The organism is Clostridia bacterium, from assembly GCA_012840125.1.
In the GTDB taxonomy this organism is placed as follows: Bacteria; Bacillota; DULZ01; order DULZ01; family DULZ01; genus DULZ01.
This window is the reverse complement of sequence record DULZ01000057.1, coordinates 23,987-39,956: the sequence shown is the minus strand read 5'-3', so window position 1 is coordinate 39,956 and position 15,970 is coordinate 23,987. Positions and strand designations below refer to the sequence as shown.

The following is a 15,970-nucleotide window of genomic DNA, read 5'->3' as shown; positions in this document are numbered from 1 at the left end:
GTCTACCGGGTGATCATCGCCATTGTGCTGCGGATGGGACTAAAGACCACGGACTTGAAACTGGTTACCGCCGCGTTGGTGGTCCTGGCTTTAACGGTACCGCGCTTCGGCTTCAAGAAGCAGATTATGACCCTGGGGGGGTGGGCCCGTGCTACTGCTGAGAGGAGTAACTAAGGTATTTAACCGCGGCAGCGTGAATGAAAAGACAGCTTTAGACGGGGTAGACCTTCATGTGGCCCGGGGGGATTTCGTGACCATCATCGGCAGTAACGGGGCGGGCAAATCCACCCTGCTCAATGCCATCGCCGGGATGTGGCCGGTGGATCAAGGGCAGATCATCTTAGGCGGTGAGGATATCACCGGCACTCCCGATTACCGGCGGGCCGGTTTAATCGGGCGGGTGTTCCAAGATCCCATGGTGGGAACGGCGGCTTCCATGACCATTGAAGAAAACATGGCCCTGGCGGCCAAACGGGGACAGCGGCGCGGCCTGAAGATAGGTTTGCAGAAATCCTTGCGCAGCAGGATTAGGGAGGAACTGGCCCGGCTGGACCTGGGCTTGGAAAACAGGTTGACGACGCCGGTGGGGCTCTTGTCGGGGGGCCAGCGGCAAGCCCTGACCCTGCTCATGGCGACCCTGCAGCAGCCCAAGCTGCTCCTGTTGGATGAACACACGGCAGCCCTGGACCCGAAAACGGGAGAAAAAGTGCTGGCTTTGACGCAAGAACTGGTGCGGGAATTAGGTTTGACTACTCTCATGGTCACCCACAATATTGTCGATTCCCTGCGGGTGGGAAACAGGACCATTATGATGCATGAGGGTAAAATCGTACTGGATATCCAGGGGGAGGAACGGCAAAAGCTTACCCCGCAAGATGTGCTGCGTTTATTTGAAAGGAACAGCGGCAAGCAGCTGGCTAACGACCGGATGCTGCTGGTGAAAGCCAAACAATCCAATGGTGCCTAAGGCCGGGGTTTCCCGGCCTTGAATTTTTGCTATACGGTGTATCAATAACGGCGGTAGATGTGGTATCATTAAATAGGTTTTGACGCTAACGTAGGGGATGTGATAATTTGGCCGGCGAAAACGTACATCGCATAGACCTGGACGGCCGCCAGGTGATCCTGGTCGGTACGGCTCATGTTTCGCAGAAGAGCGTCGAGGAAGTGAAAGCGCTCATTGAAGCCGAAAGGCCGGACACGGTTTGCGTGGAGTTATGCCAGACCAGGTATGATAATATCGCCAACGCTGATCAATGGCGTAACACCGACATTATTAAAATCATCAAGGAAGGAAAAGCCTTAATCTTACTAATCAGCCTCATCATGTCATCTTACCAGAAGAGGCTGGCCAGGCAATTTGGTATCCAGCCGGGTCAGGAGATGCTGCAGGGTATCCAGTCGGCCAGGGAAATCGGGGCCAACCTGTGCCTGGTGGACCGGGATATCCAGACCACCATGATCCGGCTGTGGCGGGGTTTCGGCTTTTGGGGCAAAATGAAGCTCTTCTTTCAATTGATGATGAGCTTGCTGCTGGAGGAAGAGATTTCGGAAGAAGAGCTGGAAAAGATGAAGAGCCAGGATATGTTGACGGCTGCTTTAAATGAACTGTCGGCATCTTTCCCGGAATTCAAGCGGGTCATTATCGATGAAAGGGACCAGTATATTGCGGAAAAAATCAAGACAGCGCCTGGCAACAAAGTCCTGGCTGTCCTCGGGGCGGGGCATATCGCCGGGATCAAGGAAGAGCTTGGCCGGGAGCATGATTTAGCGCAGCTATCCGCCGTTCCGGCGGGCTCCAAAACGACCAAGGTGATCGGTTGGATTATTCCCGCCCTGATCCTGGCCATCATCATTTCCACTTTCTCCCTGGACCGGGCGGCGGGAATGGACTCCCTTTTAAACTGGATCCTTTGGAACGGCTCCTTGAGCGCTTTAGGTGCTTTGTTAGCATTAGCCCATCCTGTGTCGATCTTGACCGCCTTTGTGGTAGCTCCCATTAGCTCCTTAAACCCGCTGCTGGCTGCCGGCTGGTTTGCCGGGTTGACTGAGGCTTTTCTCAAAAAGCCCAGCGTGAAAGATTTTCAGAGTATGTCTGAGGACATTCATACCCTGAAGGGGTTCTGGCGTAACAAAGTGACCCATATCCTGCTGGTGGTGGCATTGGCTAATTTGGGCAGCAGCATCGGCACCGTCGTGGCGGGGGCGGATGTGATCAGCAAATTCATCAGTGTCTTTCGTTAACAATTGTATACTGTACATTTCAGCGCCGGGAGACAGGAGAAGCTCCCTTTTTGCAGAAAACAATAACGAAAAGTTTGACACAGCATATGCTGGGATCAAGCAGGCGAATGCAAAGAGGAGGCAGAAGTGGTATGCAGGATTTTTTTATGACTGCAGGCAGTGCACAAGGGAAGAGTTTTGTCGATCCCGTTTTTTCCGTGTTGGCTGCTGCTAAGAGCGCCATCAAACAGTATGGCCAGGACCAAGTGATTAATGCTAGCATCGGTACCATTTACGACGAGGAAGAAAAGTTTGTGACCCTTTCCTCTCTTGACCGGCTGCTGCAAGGGCTGTCTGCCGCGGACATCATGGATTATGCCCCCATCAGCGGTGTCGCCGGATTTGCCGAAGCGGTCGTCAGTTATACATTCGGTGCGTCCAAGCCGGAGAGCTACGTTGCCGCCATCGCTACACCCGGGGGGACCGGGGCCATTAGGAACGTCTTTTTCAATTACGCGGAAATGGGCAGCCGGATTTTGGTCCCTGATTGGTTTTGGGGAACTTACAGCCTGATTGCCAATGAATGCGGCCGTCAGGTTGATTATTATAAACTGTTTAACGAGGATAATACCTTCAATCTGGCTTCTTTGGAAGCAAAGGCCAGGGAACTGCTGCAAAGCCAGGCTCACCTGGTCGTGGTTATCAACACACCCGCTCATAACCCCACCGGGTATAGTTTAACGGAACAGGAATGGACGGCGGTGCTGTCCGTATTCCGGGAACTGGCTAAAGATGCCGGTAAGAGAATCGTGGTGCTGATTGATGTGGCTTATATGGACTATGCCGGGGATCCGGCGGAGGCGAGAAAATTCTTTAGGCTGTTCCAAGGTTTGCCGGAGAACATATTGATTACGGTAGCCTTCAGCATGTCCAAGTCCTTTTTTGCCTACGGCCTGCGCTGCGGTGCCTTGATTGCCGTCAGCAGCAGCCGGGATGTTACAGACGAGTTCATGGCGGTGAATGCTTATTCCACCCGGGCCAACTGGTCCAATGTGACGCGCCTGCCGCAGGAGCTGCTGGTAAGAATCGTTAACGATCAGGCCCTTTCCCAAGAGATCGATGCTTTGCGGGGTCATTACCGGGAACTGCTGGCTCAGCGGGCGCAGATTTTCGTGGGGGAGGCTCAAGAAGCTGGGCTGGCGATTTGTCCTTATCATGCCGGGTTTTTCATCTCCGTTCCTACCGGTAACGCAAAGCAGGTCTGTGAACGGCTGCAGCAGGAAAGGATTTTTGTGGTCCCCCTGAAGAAGGGATTGAGAATTGCCGTCTGTTCCGTGCCTACCAAGAAAATGCCCGGGTTGGCTGCCAGTATCAAAAAAGCCTTAGATTAAGAATCAAGCAAGCCGGTTGGCAACACCGGCTTATTTTTTTTGTCGAAATTGGGAAAACTCTAAACTTGAAAAATCCAGAAAGGAGGAGTCTAATAAATGTTTCAACTGGCTTTGGCTCTGATGGTGATCGGAGCCTTGAACTGGTTGCTGGTTGGGTTATTCCAGTATGACCTGGTGGCTGCCATTTTCGGTGGAACCGATGCTATCATCAGCAGGATCATTTATACCATCGTCGGCATCGCCGGCATTTACGGGTTGTTCCGACTGGTGGCCGGCGAACCGGTGCGGGAACAACGGGAATCCTAAAATAGGAGCATGCACTCTTTACTTGGCGTGGGCCGGATGAAACAAGGGAACCCGCAGGGAGATCTTGGTACCCACGCCTTCTTTACTTTGAATCCTAAGACCGTAGTCCTCCCCGTACAGGCTCTTAAAGCGTTCATTCACATTGGAAAGGCCTACCCCGTTCCCGGAACCGACCCCGGGTTTTAGGACTTCATTGAGCCGGTAAGGCGGTATGCCTACGCCGTCATCGGAAATGGTAATGCGCAGCTCCCGGCCTTTGAGCTGGGCGGAGATGGCCACCGTACCGGGACCGAGCTTGGGGGACAAACCGTGTTTCACCGCGTTTTCCACCAGGGGTTGGATGCTGAGCACCGGGATTTCATAATGGAGCAAGGATTCGTCAATGTTTTTGACCAGCCGGATTTTGTCCCCAAACCTGGCTTCTTCCAGGGCGAAATAGGTTTCAATGCATTCCAACTCTTCTTTAAAGGTGATGAACGGGCCGGGGCGTTTCAGGGTCTTGCGGAAGAGTTCCGCCAGGTTGATTAAGAGCTGCCTGGTTTTTTCCGGATCCGTCCGGCTGTACATCACAATGGTATTAATCGTATTGAAAAAGAAATGGGGGTTAATCTGGGCGTGGAGCGCTTCCAGCCGGGCCTGGGTGACCAGCTGGGCCTGCCGGTCAACTTCAGCCAGCTCCATTTGCATGCTCAACAATTGGGCAATCCCCGTGGCCAACCGCACGATGTGACGCGGCGGGTGCCCATGGGAGGTGGAATACAGCTTCAGGGTACCCACTACCTCGTCCCGGTTTTTAAGGGGCACAATCACCGCCGAACCCAGGGGACATTCGCAGGAATCGTAGCGGCTGCAGTTTAAGGCAGTAGTGTCCGAGACAATTTTCATTTGCCCGGTGGCGATCACCTGCCGGGTGGCTTCCGTCAAGATCTGTTCCCCGGGCAGGTGTTTATCGCAGCCGACGCCGATGAAGGCCAGTACTTTTTCCCGGTCAGTAATGGCGACGGCAGCCATTTCGCTGATTTTTTGAATGATCTCCGCCGTTTTCTTGGCTGTGTCTTCGTTAAGCCCCCGGCGCAGGACCGGCAGCGTTTCATGGGCGATCTGCAAGGTGGATTCCAGGGTAGCTTCAATGGTAGCATTCTCGGTGGCAGGCTCCGGGGGATAGTAGGGTTCCAGCCCGAAATTGCGCAGCCAGGCGAAAATGCCCAGGTTTATCACCACCAGGGCCGCCGCCGCCAGCCAGCGGGGAACGGTGGCACTAGTGACGAAAAGAACTTCGATGGCCGTAAAGCCAAGGATCAACGAGAGAAGCTTCCAATCCTGCTTATCCATCTATGGTTTCTCCTTTCCGCGGAGTCAATCTGCCGGTTTATTATCATGTTGCCTTAAAAGGCACCGGTGTGTCAATAACTGATAGACATTTCTGCAAACCACGGCAGGGTTGTTTTGATGGATGACGAACATAAATACCATAACCCGGCGCAAGCCTGCCTCAAGGGGTGTTATATGATCAAGGGTATAGGGACCGACATCATTGAAATAGACCGGGTCAAAGCCGCTGTCTTGCGGCGTCCGAAATTGCTGGAAAGAATCTTTACCGGTGAGGAACTAAGGTACTGTTTGTCCAAGCCCAATCCCTGGCCTTCCCTAGCGGCCAGGTTTGCCGCCAAGGAGGCCGCCAGGAAAGCCCTGGGAGTAGGGATGGGCGCTTTTGCCTGGCAAAACATTGAGGTAATTAAGCAAGGTAATCAGGCACCGGCTTTACAGTTGTCCGGTAAGGGCCTCTTTTATGCAAAGCAGCTAGGCATCACCCACTGGCACGTATCCCTAAGTCACAATCATTCAACGGCGGTGGCTTTTGTCATCGCCGAAGGGAGAGAACAGGAGGAAGGTCAATGTTCTTAGTTTCCAACCAAGAAATGGCACGGCTGGACGGGGAAACCATCAACAACTATGGCCTGCCCGGTATGGTGCTGATGGAGCACGCCAGCTTGAGGGTGGTAGAATGGTTGAACTGGTACTGGGAAGGAAAACCCGCCGGCAAAAGAGTGGTGATTCTAGCCGGCAGGGGTAATAACGGGGGAGACGGGTTGGCCATTGCCAGGCTCCTCTCCAACGCGGGGGCTTTTGTGACTGTTTTCCTGTTGTGTAACCCGGCGGATCTCAAAGGAGATGCCCAGCAGAATTACCAAGTATTGCACCGCTTTGGTGAAAGAGTGTACCAGCTTACCACGGAGAAAGACCTGCAAAAGCTGGACATTTCTTTGATGTGTGCCGATATGGTGGTGGATGCCATCTATGGTACCGGTTTTAAAGGTACGGTGGTGGGACTGGCCGCCGAAGTGATTAAGCTGGTGAACAACAGCGGGCTGCCGGTGGTGGCGGTGGACCTGCCCTCCGGCCTCGAAGCGAGTACCGGGAAAGTGTCCGGCCCTTGCATCAAGGCCACGGCTACCATCACCTTTGGCTTGCCAAAGCTGGGATTGGTCCTGGATCCGGGCCGGCAGCAGGTGGGGGAGCTCTGGCTGGGGGACATTTCCCTGCCGCGCCGGCTGGTCCAAGCCTGTGGTTGTAAAACGAATCTCATCACACCGGAGGAACTGGCCCTGCGGCTGCCGCCCCGGCCGGTGGCCGGCCATAAGGGGACATTCGGGCATGTGGCGGCGGTAGGCGGTTCGGAAGGCATGACTGGTGCCATTTACCTGGCGGCCACGGCCGCCTTGAGGAGCGGGGCAGGTTTAGTCACGGCCCTGGTGCCCCGTTCCCTGCATGCCCTTATGGAAATAAAAACAGTGGAAGTGATGACGAAACCCTTGCCGGAAACGGAAGCGGTGAGTATCGGCTTAGAAGCCCTCAATACCATTCTTGATTTTGCCGGCAAGGTAAATGTGCTGCTGGTGGGACCGGGAATGTCCCAGCACGACAGTACAGCCGCTTTACTGGTGAATTTGCTGGCAAAATTGGACAAACCGCTGGTTTTAGATGCCGATGCATTGAATATTATTAGTAGTAACGATCCCAAGAAACTCTTTAACGGCATCAAAGCACCCGTGATCATTACGCCGCACCCGGGAGAGATGGCGCGTTTGCTGGGGGTGCCGGTGGAGGAGATCCAGCGGAATCGTCTAGAAGCGGCTGCTGCCGCTGCCAGGGAATGGGAAGTAGTGGTAATTCTCAAAGGAGCCAAAACGGTGGTGGCTCATCCCGGTGGGGAGGTGTTTATCAATCCTACAGGAAATCCGGGCATGGCTACCGGAGGCAGCGGTGATGTTTTAGCCGGCGTGGTGGCCGCGCTGGTGGCGCAGGGATTGGAAGCATTGGATGCTGCTTTAATCGGGGTTTATGTGCACGGTTTGGCCGGTGATCTCCTGGCCCGGGAAAAGGGACAGGTGGGCCTGACCGCCGGGGACATCTTGGCAAAACTGCCTTGGGCCTTTGCCGCCCTGGAGCAAGGAAGCTACCCGCAACTGACGCGGATCAATCCATGGCTGAGACGGATCCTTTGATGGCAGAAGAGGTGGCAACATGCGTCCTGTCTGGGTGGAAGTAAACTTAGCAGCAATTGAGCACAATTTTAACCTGGTACGAAAGCTGGTTAAGCCGGATACCAAGATCATGGCCGTGATCAAAGCCAACGCCTACGGTCACGGAGCAGTGGAAGTAGCCAAGCGGCTGGCCGGGACAGGCGCTTCCTACTTTGGCGTGGCCACGCAGCAAGAAGCATTGGAACTGCGCCGGGCGGGTATTCAGGTTCCTATTCTCATCTTGGGTTTCACCCCTTTGGAAGATGCAGAAATTACCGTCGCCCATGATATTGCCCAGACGGTGTTTTCCCTAGACCAAGGTGAAGCCTTGTCCAGGGCAGCGGTGAAGTTGGGGCGCCGGGCCGTGGTCCATGTGAAGATTGATACGGGTATGGGGCGACTGGGGCTGCCTCCCCGGGAAGATTCCGCCCGGGTGATCGAGGCTCTCCTAAAGCTGCCGGGCATCAAGGTGGAAGGAATTTTCTCCCATTTAGCCCGGGCGGACGAACAGGATAAGACTGCCGCGTTAGAGCAGGAGCGGCGGTTTAGCAAGTTTATCCAGGTATTGGAGGCCAAGGGAATCTCCATTCCCCTCAAACACCTGGCCAACAGCGCGGCCACCATGGCGCTGCCGGAAACGCATTTTGACCTGGTGCGTCCCGGCATCATGCTGTACGGCCTCTATCCCAGCCCGGAAATGGAGGAAACCCAGGTGCCTTTATGCCCGGCATTGAGTTGGAAAACGCGCATCGTGCAGCTGAAAGAGGTGCCCAGGGGTACGGCCATAAGCTACGGCGGTACCTATGTGACCGGGGAGACGACCCTGGTGGCGACTTTACCGGTGGGCTATGCCGATGGGCTCAGGAGGGTGTTATCCAACCGGGGAGAAGTGATCGTGGGCGGCCGCCGGGCTCCGATTATCGGGCGGGTGTGTATGGATCAAACAATGGTGGATGTGACCGGTATTCCCAACGTGGCAGTGGGCGATGTGGTGACCATTATCGGCAAGGAGGGTGAGGCGGAGATTACCGCCGGCGAAATGGCCCACCTAGCCGGTACCATTAGTTACGAAGTGGTCTGCGGCATCAGTGCCCGGGTGGTGAGAAAGTACCTTCCTTAAAATACCAATGGTGCAGGGGGCTGAAACCCCCGGTTTCCCCCTTGGTTTGCTTGCATCATTTTCGAGCAGTCGATATAATAAAAGAGGATCCCGGGGGTCATGTTTTTTTCGTATGGAGATCCTGCTTCTCAGCAATACTGTTAATGACAGGAACAGCGTAGGAGGTGCCTTCCTTTGTCCGGTATAAAAAGGATTATGATCAGCATACCAGAGCAGCTCTTAGAAGAAGTGGATGGCTTCGTATCATTAGAAAACAGGAATCGCAGCGAATTTATACGGGAGGCTATGAAATTGTATTTAGCAGAGAAGAAAAGGCGCCGGATGCGGGATCAAATGAAAAAAGGCTACCAGGAAATGGCACAGATAAATCTGAAGCTGGCTGCGGAACACTATGAAATAGAGAATGAGGTTCAAGATTACCTGGAAGAAAAATTAGCGGAGTGCAAGTGAGTATGCAAATCAAGCGTGGAGATATTTTCTTCGCCCAGCTGAATCCGGTCGTCGGTTCTGAACAAGGCGGGACCCGTCCGGTTTTAATTATCCAAAATGATATCGGCAACCAGTACAGTCCCACCACCATCGTGGCGGCCATTACTTCCCAGATCATGAAGGCGAAACTGCCTACCCATGTGGAAGTAAGTGCCGGGCAGAGCGGATTGGAAAGGGATTCGGTTATTTTATTGGAACAAATCAGAACCATTGACAAAAGCCGTCTCAAACACAAGGTGGCCGTTTTGGAAGACGACATCATGGCCAAAGTTGATGAGGCTTTAAGCATTAGCCTTGGTTTACAAGAGATATGAAAATGCCTAACCCTGTGGGAGGCATTTTTTTTGTTCTTATTTTTGTTCTGGCGATTGGGATTTGGGCGAGCGGCAGCGCATATTGTTTAGGGAGCAAAGCGGGAGGGGGAGGGCCATGAAACCTTTGATTGGGGTCACTTGCCAGCAGGAGGACGAACTGGTATCGGTAACCCGTTATTACGGGGAAGCCCTGATGGCGGCGGGGGGGCTGCCGGTGCTCCTGCCCGTCACCCTGGACCGGCAAGTAATCAATGCCTACGGGGAGATGCTGGATGGACTGCTGTTGTCCGGCGGCGGGGACCTGGACCCGTCCTTCTTCGGGGAGGAGCCCCTGCGGGGCCTGGGAACAGTCTGCCCCCAAAGAGATATCTTTGAACTGGAATTGTGCAAGCTGTTTTTGGCCGCCCACAAACCCGTGCTGGGCATTTGCCGGGGACTGCAGGTGCTGAATGTGGCTTTGGGAGGCACTTTGTTTCAGGATTTGCGGGTGCAGTATCCCGCCAGTTTGGAGCACCAGCAAAAGGCGCCGAAGAATTGGGCCACCCATAGGGTAGCTGTGGAAACCTCGTCCTTGCTCCGGGAAATCCTGGCGGCAGCGGAAATCCGGGTCAACAGCTTTCACCATCAAGGCATCAAGGCCTTGGGGCGAAGTCTCAGAGCCGTCGCCTGGGCAGCGGATGGCGTCATCGAAGGGGTGGAACGGGAAACGGGTTTCGCGGTGGGAGTGCAGTGGCACCCGGAACGGTTGTGGGAAACCCACCAGGAGCAGAAACAGCTGTTTGATGCCTTTGTGGAAGAGGCCAGGAGAATTAAATCGGTTATAGACAGGAATCCGGCCCTTTAAGCAGAATTTGTTGTTGATCATGAAATAGATGGGAGAGATCATGTTGTTAACGGCGGAAGAGATTATGGCAGCGGCCCTGGCAGCAGCAGGCCTGGCGGAGATACCGGAGGATTCAGGTATCATCTATGACAGCGGCAGGCCTATTAAGAAAGCTATGTTCGGGGTGGACATGGAGGCGGCCGAGATCCTCATTGCCAAGCAGCTGGGGTATGACGCGGTGATTACTCACCATCCCAAAGGCGGCAGCCCCATGGTTAATCTATACAAAGTTATGGATAACCAGATCCAGCGGATGGTACAAGCGGGAGTGCCGGTAAATAAAGCCCAGAAAGTCCTGGCGGAAAGGCAAGGGGAAGTGGAGCGCCATGGTCATGTGAGCAATTTTGACCGGGCGGTGTCGGCGGCCCGGGTGCTGGATATGACTTTTATTTGTATCCATACCCCTGCCGATGTGATTGCGGAAAACACCGTACAGGCCCATTTGGATCACTGCCTGGCGGGAAATCCCCTGGCCAAGCTGAAGGATGTGCTGGCCGCTTTGAGGAAGCTCCCGGAATACGCGAAGGTGCCCGCCGGACCTGTGATCCGGGTTGGCACCGAGGACAGCTACGCCGGTAAGGTGTGGGTGACCATGGCCGGCGGCACCGGTGGCGGTGAAGCCGTCGCCAAAGCATATTTTGAAGCCGGTGTGGGTACTTTGGTCGTCATGCATATGCCGGAGAACGTCCTTAAAGGGGTGCGGGAGCAGAACATTGGTAACGTGGTGGTGGCGGGCCATATGGCCAGCGATTCCATCGGGATTAACGGCATCATTGCCGCCCTGGAGGCAAAGGGAATACAGATTACCAGAATGAGCGGGGTCATTGACCCGAAGTAGGTGATATGAGATGCTGGCCTTGACGAACGGGCGCATTCTGACCATGAGCGGCCAAGACTACGAACGGGGTACCGTTCTGGTCCGGGAAGATAAAATCCTTGCGGTGGGGGACCGCATCGCCATCCCTGACGGGACGGAGGTCATTGATGTCCGGGGGCAAACCATCATGCCGGGGCTCATCGATGCCCACTGCCACCTGGGGATTTACGAGGAGATTTACCGGATTGAAGGAAACGACGCTAATGAAACCAGCAACCCCTTGACCCCGGAATTGAGAGCCGTTGACGGGATCAATCCATTTGACCGGGGATTTCAGGATGCCCTGGCGGGAGGCGTCACCTGTGTGGGCGTGTGCCCGGGCAGCGCCAACGTGATCGGGGGAGCCTGCACGGCTGTCAAGACTTTCGGGTCCGTGGTGGATCACATGATCGTCAAGGAGATTACCGGCATGAAAGTGGCTTTTGGGGAAAACCCGAAAAGGGTTTACGGGGAGCAGAAAAAGATGCCGGTGACCCGTATGGCGGTGGCGGCCATGTTGAGACAGAAGCTGGCTCAAGCCAGGGCATACCTGCAGAAAAAGGCCGGGGCCGCCGGTACCCCGGTGGAAGTGGATTACGGGCTGGAGCAACTGGCCCTGGTCCTGCAGCAGGAAATCCCCTTGAGAGCTCATGCCCACCGGGCCGACGATATCATGACCGCCCTGCGCCTGGCCAAAGAATTCCAGGTACCCCTGGTTATCGAACACTGCACGGAAGGGCACTTGATCGTTGACGAACTGCGGGCCGCCGGGGTGCCGGCGGTGGTGGGGCCCAGTTTAACCAGCCGGGCCAAGGTGGAGCTGAAGGAGCGGACTTTTAAGACGCCGTCGTTATTGTCCCAGGCGGGGGTAAAGGTGGCCATTTGTACCGATCACCCGGAAGTGCCGGTCCAGTATTTGTCCCTGTGTGCTGCCCTGGCGGTGCGGGAAGGGATGGAGGAAAGAGAAGCCCTTAAAGCGATCACCGTCCATGCGGCGGAGATCCTGGGCATTGAGCACCGGGTGGGGAGTCTGGCGCCCGGCAAAGACGCTGACTTGATCGTGGTTGATGGTTCTATCCTGGAGGTCAAGTCCCGGGTCAAGATGGTCTTGGTTAATGGGAAAGAAGCCTGGCGAGCCCCGGAGGGTTGCCCATGAGCGGCTGGTTACCCGAGCTCTTAAGGTCCATGGAGAACAGGATGGTGGCTGACGGCTATCGAAGGGAGGATGTGCAGCAGGCCTTAAACTCCATTAAGAAAGAGGCCTACTGGTCCGCCCTGCTGCGGGAAGTCTTGTCCTGTAAAAGCTGTCCTTTCGGGCAGGATACCCAGGCCAGCACCCAGCGGGTACCGGGAACGGGCAACCGCACCAGTCCTTTAGTGCTGGTGGGGGAGGGACCGGGCTTTGATGAAGACCGGATCGGTGTGCCTTTTACAGGTATTTCCGGGGCCCTGTTGACTTTGGCCCTGCACAAGCTGGATTTGCAGCGGCAGGAGATTTACATCACCAATGTGATTAAATGCCGGCCGGCCAATAATCGGACCCCGACCCTGGCGGAAGTGCAGCCTTGCAGCCGGTTCTTGCGGGCGGAGCTCAAGCTCCTGAAACCTAAAACCATTGTCTGTTTGGGCCGGGTGGCGGTGCAGTTCTTTTTCCCGGAGCTCACCTCCATCAAAGAAGTGCGAGGCAAGTGGCTGGAATATCAAGGAATACCCGTGATGCCGACTTTCCACCCGGCTTATATCCTGCGGCAAACGGGGTTGGACCGGGTTTTAGCGCAGCGGCAGTGGTGGCGGGATTTGTCCCAAGCCTACCAGATGGCTTATGGCGGCAAAGAAAACGGGTTGCCGGGAGATTTTGATGGGAATAATAGTCAGGAAGGATCATGAGGACGTGAAGTGAGTATGGAGGTCATTACGAAAAGCTCCCTGGAAACACAAGACTTGGGACGGCGGCTGGGGCAGCTGCTCCGGCCCGGGGATGTCCTGGTGGTGAGTGGTGAACTGGGAGCCGGTAAAACCACTTTTGTGCAGGGATTAGCCGCCGGTTTGGGAGTCACGGCCCAGGTAACGAGCCCTACTTTTACCATTATCCATGAGTATGACGGTGCTCGCTGTCCTTTATATCATATTGACGCTTACCGGCTGGAGGACCCGCGGGAGATAGAAGAACTCGGCTTGGACGAGTATTTCCACGGTGACGGCGTTACGGCGGTAGAATGGGCGGAAAACATTGCCCAGTGGTTACCCGGCGATTATTTGTATGTTAAAATAATTAAAATTCCCACCGAAGCAGGATGGCGTAAAATCATATTCGATGCGGCGCCGGGGGAGTATCGCCGCCTGCTGGAGGAGTTGAGCAAGGATTGCGAGTGCTAGCCATTGAAAGTGCCACCAATGTGGCGGGGGTGGCTGTCGTGGCGGAAGATGCCGTTATTGCGGAAGCCATCCTGAACAACGGAAAAACCCATTCCCAGCGTTTGATGCCGGTGCTGGCGAGACTCCTGGAAGAAGCGGAACTGGCTTTGGAGGATTTGGACGGGATTGTGGTGTCCGGCGGACCCGGTTCTTTCACCGGGTTGCGGATCGGCATGGCCACCGCCAAGGGATTGGCTTTTGCCGGCCATAAGCCGCTGATCACCGTTTCCACCCTGGACAGCCTGGCCTATAATGTGAAAGGTTACCCGTACCTGATCTGCCCGGTGTTAAACGCCAGGCGGAATGAAGTCTACACTGCCGTCTACCGGGACGCCGGTGAGGATTTGGAAATGGTCATGCCTTATGCGGCTTTGGCTCCGGCGGAACTGGTGGCTCGTTTGCTGCCGTTGCCAGAGCCGGTCATGTTCTTAGGCGACGGGGTGCCGGTATTTGGCGCCTTTTTCCAAGAACAGCTGGGCAGCCGGGCGCAGGTGGCGACCGTCTTTGCTTCCATGCCCAGGGCGGCGGTACTGGGCTGGCTTGGCATCAAGAAGTTAAGAAACGGTCAGGTTGCGGATCTAGTCACGGCAAAACCTTTCTATATTCGTACTTCGGAGGCGGAAGCAAAATGGCAGCAAAAGAACCGTTAGCGCATCCCCTTAAAGATGAATTAATGATTGTGCCCATGGCCGAGGAACACCTGGACCAGGTGCTGGCCATCGAGCAGGTGTCCTTTCCCACCCCCTGGTCCCGCAATTCCTATTTGAGGGAGTTAAGCGACAACCAATTCGCTTATTATTACGTTTGCCTGCTGGGGGACAAAGTGCTGGGGTATATGGGCATGTGGCTCATCATCGACGAGGCCCACGTTACTACCATTGCCGTCCACCCAGACTACCGGGGACGGGCTTTAGGCAGGGTGCTCTTGGAAGAACTGATGGCACGGGCCGCAGCCCTGGGAGCGGACAAGATTACGTTGGAGGTGCGCCCATCCAATCATGTGGCCCAGCGTCTTTATCGCCGGGTCGGGTTTGTCCCTGCCGGCATCCGCAAAGGGTATTATACCGATACTAAAGAAGATGCCATCATTATGTGGAAGCATTTGCTGGATTTTGAGAAATGATTAGCTTTGCCGGGAGTTGAAGACGAATTGACCGACGAAACTCTGATTCTAGCCATTGAAACCAGCTGCGACGAAACGTCGGCAGCGGTATTGCAGGGCGGGCGCCGGGTTTTATCCAACGTCATTTCTTCCCAGATCCAAGTCCACCAGCGGTTCGGCGGCGTGGTGCCTGAAATAGCTTCCCGCCAGCACATGGAGCAGATCATCCCGGTGGTGGATCAAGCCTTAACAGAGGCCGGGATTAATCTTAAAGACCTGGATGCGGTAGCGGTTACTTACGGGCCCGGTCTGGTAGGATCCCTGCTGGTGGGGGTGGCCCAGGCTAAGGCCATGGCATTTGCCATTAAGAAACCCTTGATCGGGGTGCATCACCTGTTGGGGCATATTTACGCCAATTTGCTGGAGCACCCGGACCTGGAACTGCCGGCTTTGTGCCTGGTGGTGTCAGGCGGTCATACCAGCCTGGTCCGCTGGCAGTCCCATGAGGAAATTGAGGTTCTGGGGGCTACTTTGGATGATGCCGCCGGGGAAGCCTTTGACAAAATTGCCAGGGCCCTGGGCCTAGGTTATCCGGGGGGGCCCGCCGTTGAAAAGGCGGCCATGGCCGGGAACCCGGCTGCCGTAGCTTTTCCAAGGGCTTGGCTGGAGGAAGGGAGCCTGGATTTCAGCTTCAGCGGGCTGAAATCGGCGGTGCTGAATTACCTGCACAACGCTCGCCAGCGGGGAGAAGAGATTTCTGTCCCGGATGTATGCGCCAGTTTCCAGGCAGCCGTGGTGGAAGTGCTGGTGGGGAAGGCGGTGCAGGCCGCCCTCAAGTATAAACTGCCGGTCATCACCCTGGCGGGTGGGGTGGCGGCCAACGGGTACTTGCGGCAGAAGCTCCTTGCCGCCGCCGAGCCCCACGGTATAGAGGTTAGGTGGCCAAGTCCTATTTACTGCACCGATAATGCGGCCATGATTGCCTGTGCCGCTTATTACCGCTACCTGGCCGGTGATTTCGCCGGGCTGGATTTGAATGCGGTCCCTTATTTGCCCTTGGAGCAAGCACTGGCCAAGAGATGAAAATTATCCACAGAACGGCTGTTTTGTGGAATATTTCTTGTGGATAATGTGGATAAAAGTGTTTATAATAGGGTGGGTGCAGTCTGAATTCTGTGGATAATTAAAATTTGCCCGGCAGAATATTGCTTAAAGCTTGCAATACCAGCAGGAAACACACATTTTTTGTCTAAATTAATTCAGGATTAACTTTTCCCTGGATTATTTATTATCGATGAAGGTAAGTAAGGAGGAGGGAGAGCCGTGAGCAAGTGTTGTTGCAACACG

Annotated in this window: 19 protein-coding genes; 18 read left to right on the top strand and 1 reads right to left on the bottom strand. The window is 55.1% G+C overall.

The annotated features are described in order from the left end of the window. The 5 genes from GXX34_07325 to GXX34_07305 form a co-directional block, all read left to right on the top strand. Positions 1-174, top strand: a 174-nt coding sequence (locus tag GXX34_07325; GenBank protein ID HHW07327.1) for an ABC transporter permease, incomplete at its 5' end; no start/stop codon positions are given. After that, complete coding sequence (locus tag GXX34_07320; GenBank protein ID HHW07326.1) at positions 149-967, top strand: ABC transporter ATP-binding protein; 819 nt, start codon at positions 149-151, stop codon at positions 965-967. The genes GXX34_07325 and GXX34_07320, both read left to right, overlap by 26 nt. 107 nt (positions 968-1,074) lie before the next feature. Next, positions 1,075-2,244: a TraB/GumN family protein gene (locus GXX34_07315; protein HHW07325.1), complete on the top strand. Its 1,170-nt coding sequence runs from the start codon at positions 1,075-1,077 to the stop codon at positions 2,242-2,244. A gap of 131 nt (positions 2,245-2,375) precedes the next feature. After that, complete coding sequence (locus GXX34_07310) at positions 2,376-3,614, top strand: aminotransferase class I/II-fold pyridoxal phosphate-dependent enzyme (GenBank protein HHW07324.1); 1,239 nt, start codon at positions 2,376-2,378, stop codon at positions 3,612-3,614. A gap of 96 nt (positions 3,615-3,710) precedes the next feature. Continuing rightward, positions 3,711-3,920 carry a DUF378 domain-containing protein gene (locus GXX34_07305; protein ID HHW07323.1) on the top strand — a complete coding sequence of 70 codons (210 nt, stop codon included), beginning with the start codon at positions 3,711-3,713 and terminating at the stop codon, positions 3,918-3,920. 18 nt (positions 3,921-3,938) lie between these two features. Here the strand turns inward: GXX34_07305 and GXX34_07300 are convergent, their stop codons facing one another. Next, on the bottom strand, positions 3,939-5,252 hold the full coding sequence (locus tag GXX34_07300) for a histidine kinase (protein HHW07322.1): 1,314 nt from the start codon (positions 5,250-5,252) through the stop codon (positions 3,939-3,941). A gap of 117 nt (positions 5,253-5,369) precedes the next feature. Between GXX34_07300 and GXX34_07295 the strand changes: the two genes are divergently transcribed. The 13 genes from GXX34_07295 (at position 5,370) to tsaD (ending at position 15,706) form a co-directional block, all read left to right on the top strand. After that, positions 5,370-5,825: a holo-ACP synthase gene (locus GXX34_07295; GenBank protein ID HHW07321.1), complete on the top strand. Its 456-nt coding sequence runs from the start codon at positions 5,370-5,372 to the stop codon at positions 5,823-5,825. After that, positions 5,816-7,426: an NAD(P)H-hydrate dehydratase gene (locus tag GXX34_07290; GenBank protein HHW07320.1), complete on the top strand. Its 1,611-nt coding sequence runs from the start codon at positions 5,816-5,818 to the stop codon at positions 7,424-7,426. The genes GXX34_07295 and GXX34_07290 overlap by 10 nt, the downstream gene beginning before the upstream one ends. Positions 7,427-7,445: 19 nt before the next feature. After that, positions 7,446-8,564 (top strand): alanine racemase, encoded by a 1,119-nt coding sequence (locus GXX34_07285; GenBank protein ID HHW07319.1) that lies wholly within the window; start codon positions 7,446-7,448, stop codon positions 8,562-8,564. 195 nt (positions 8,565-8,759) lie between these two features. After that, positions 8,760-9,014 (top strand): ribbon-helix-helix protein, CopG family, encoded by a 255-nt coding sequence (locus GXX34_07280; GenBank protein HHW07318.1) that lies wholly within the window; start codon positions 8,760-8,762, stop codon positions 9,012-9,014. 2 nt (positions 9,015-9,016) lie between these two features. Then, positions 9,017-9,367, top strand: coding sequence for a type II toxin-antitoxin system PemK/MazF family toxin (locus GXX34_07275; protein ID HHW07317.1), 351 nt, complete (start codon positions 9,017-9,019; stop codon positions 9,365-9,367). A 115-nt stretch (positions 9,368-9,482) separates the two neighbouring features. Continuing rightward, a complete protein-coding gene (locus GXX34_07270) occupies positions 9,483-10,211 on the top strand; it encodes a gamma-glutamyl-gamma-aminobutyrate hydrolase family protein (protein HHW07316.1) in 729 nt (242 codons plus the stop codon). A gap of 40 nt (positions 10,212-10,251) precedes the next feature. Beyond that, the gene (locus GXX34_07265) at positions 10,252-11,088 is read left to right on the top strand and encodes a hypothetical protein (GenBank protein ID HHW07315.1); all 837 of its coding nucleotides are present in this window, start codon (positions 10,252-10,254) and stop codon (positions 11,086-11,088) included. Positions 11,089-11,098: 10 nt separating this feature from the next. After that, positions 11,099-12,262 carry an amidohydrolase gene (locus GXX34_07260; GenBank protein HHW07314.1) on the top strand — a complete coding sequence of 388 codons (1,164 nt, stop codon included), beginning with the start codon at positions 11,099-11,101 and terminating at the stop codon, positions 12,260-12,262. Continuing rightward, complete coding sequence (locus GXX34_07255) at positions 12,259-12,993, top strand: uracil-DNA glycosylase (GenBank protein ID HHW07313.1); 735 nt, start codon at positions 12,259-12,261, stop codon at positions 12,991-12,993. The genes GXX34_07260 and GXX34_07255 overlap by 4 nt, the downstream gene beginning before the upstream one ends. Positions 12,994-13,008: 15 nt before the next feature. Beyond that, the gene (gene tsaE / locus GXX34_07250) at positions 13,009-13,482 is read left to right on the top strand and encodes a tRNA (adenosine(37)-N6)-threonylcarbamoyltransferase complex ATPase subunit type 1 TsaE (GenBank protein ID HHW07312.1); all 474 of its coding nucleotides are present in this window, start codon (positions 13,009-13,011) and stop codon (positions 13,480-13,482) included. Further along, positions 13,470-14,171 (top strand): tRNA (adenosine(37)-N6)-threonylcarbamoyltransferase complex dimerization subunit type 1 TsaB, encoded by a 702-nt coding sequence (gene tsaB / locus GXX34_07245; GenBank protein HHW07311.1) that lies wholly within the window; start codon positions 13,470-13,472, stop codon positions 14,169-14,171. The genes tsaE and tsaB overlap by 13 nt, the downstream gene beginning before the upstream one ends. Then, positions 14,150-14,644, top strand: coding sequence for a ribosomal protein S18-alanine N-acetyltransferase (gene rimI, locus GXX34_07240; GenBank protein HHW07310.1), 495 nt, complete (start codon positions 14,150-14,152; stop codon positions 14,642-14,644). Before tsaB ends, rimI begins: the two co-directional genes overlap by 22 nt. Positions 14,645-14,671: 27 nt before the next feature. Further along, positions 14,672-15,706: a tRNA (adenosine(37)-N6)-threonylcarbamoyltransferase complex transferase subunit TsaD gene (gene tsaD / locus GXX34_07235; protein ID HHW07309.1), complete on the top strand. Its 1,035-nt coding sequence runs from the start codon at positions 14,672-14,674 to the stop codon at positions 15,704-15,706. The last annotated feature ends 264 nt before the right edge of the window (positions 15,707-15,970 follow it).

Coding starts and splice junctions, on each gene's coding strand:
- GXX34_07310 (HHW07324.1), top strand. CDS start 2,376: ATGCAGGATTTTTTTATGACTGCAGGCAGTGCACAAGGGAAGAGTTTT.
- GXX34_07305 (HHW07323.1), top strand. CDS start 3,711: ATGTTTCAACTGGCTTTGGCTCTGATGGTGATCGGAGCCTTGAACTGG.
- GXX34_07300 (HHW07322.1), bottom strand. CDS start 5,252: ATGGATAAGCAGGATTGGAAGCTTCTCTCGTTGATCCTTGGCTTTACG.
- GXX34_07295 (HHW07321.1), top strand. CDS start 5,370: ATGGATGACGAACATAAATACCATAACCCGGCGCAAGCCTGCCTCAAG.
- GXX34_07290 (HHW07320.1), top strand. CDS start 5,816: ATGTTCTTAGTTTCCAACCAAGAAATGGCACGGCTGGACGGGGAAACC.
- GXX34_07285 (HHW07319.1), top strand. CDS start 7,446: ATGCGTCCTGTCTGGGTGGAAGTAAACTTAGCAGCAATTGAGCACAAT.
- GXX34_07280 (HHW07318.1), top strand. CDS start 8,760: ATGATCAGCATACCAGAGCAGCTCTTAGAAGAAGTGGATGGCTTCGTA.
- GXX34_07275 (HHW07317.1), top strand. CDS start 9,017: ATGCAAATCAAGCGTGGAGATATTTTCTTCGCCCAGCTGAATCCGGTC.
- GXX34_07270 (HHW07316.1), top strand. CDS start 9,483: ATGAAACCTTTGATTGGGGTCACTTGCCAGCAGGAGGACGAACTGGTA.
- GXX34_07265 (HHW07315.1), top strand. CDS start 10,252: ATGTTGTTAACGGCGGAAGAGATTATGGCAGCGGCCCTGGCAGCAGCA.
- GXX34_07260 (HHW07314.1), top strand. CDS start 11,099: ATGCTGGCCTTGACGAACGGGCGCATTCTGACCATGAGCGGCCAAGAC.
- GXX34_07255 (HHW07313.1), top strand. CDS start 12,259: ATGAGCGGCTGGTTACCCGAGCTCTTAAGGTCCATGGAGAACAGGATG.
- tsaE (HHW07312.1), top strand. CDS start 13,009: ATGGAGGTCATTACGAAAAGCTCCCTGGAAACACAAGACTTGGGACGG.
- rimI (HHW07310.1), top strand. CDS start 14,150: ATGGCAGCAAAAGAACCGTTAGCGCATCCCCTTAAAGATGAATTAATG.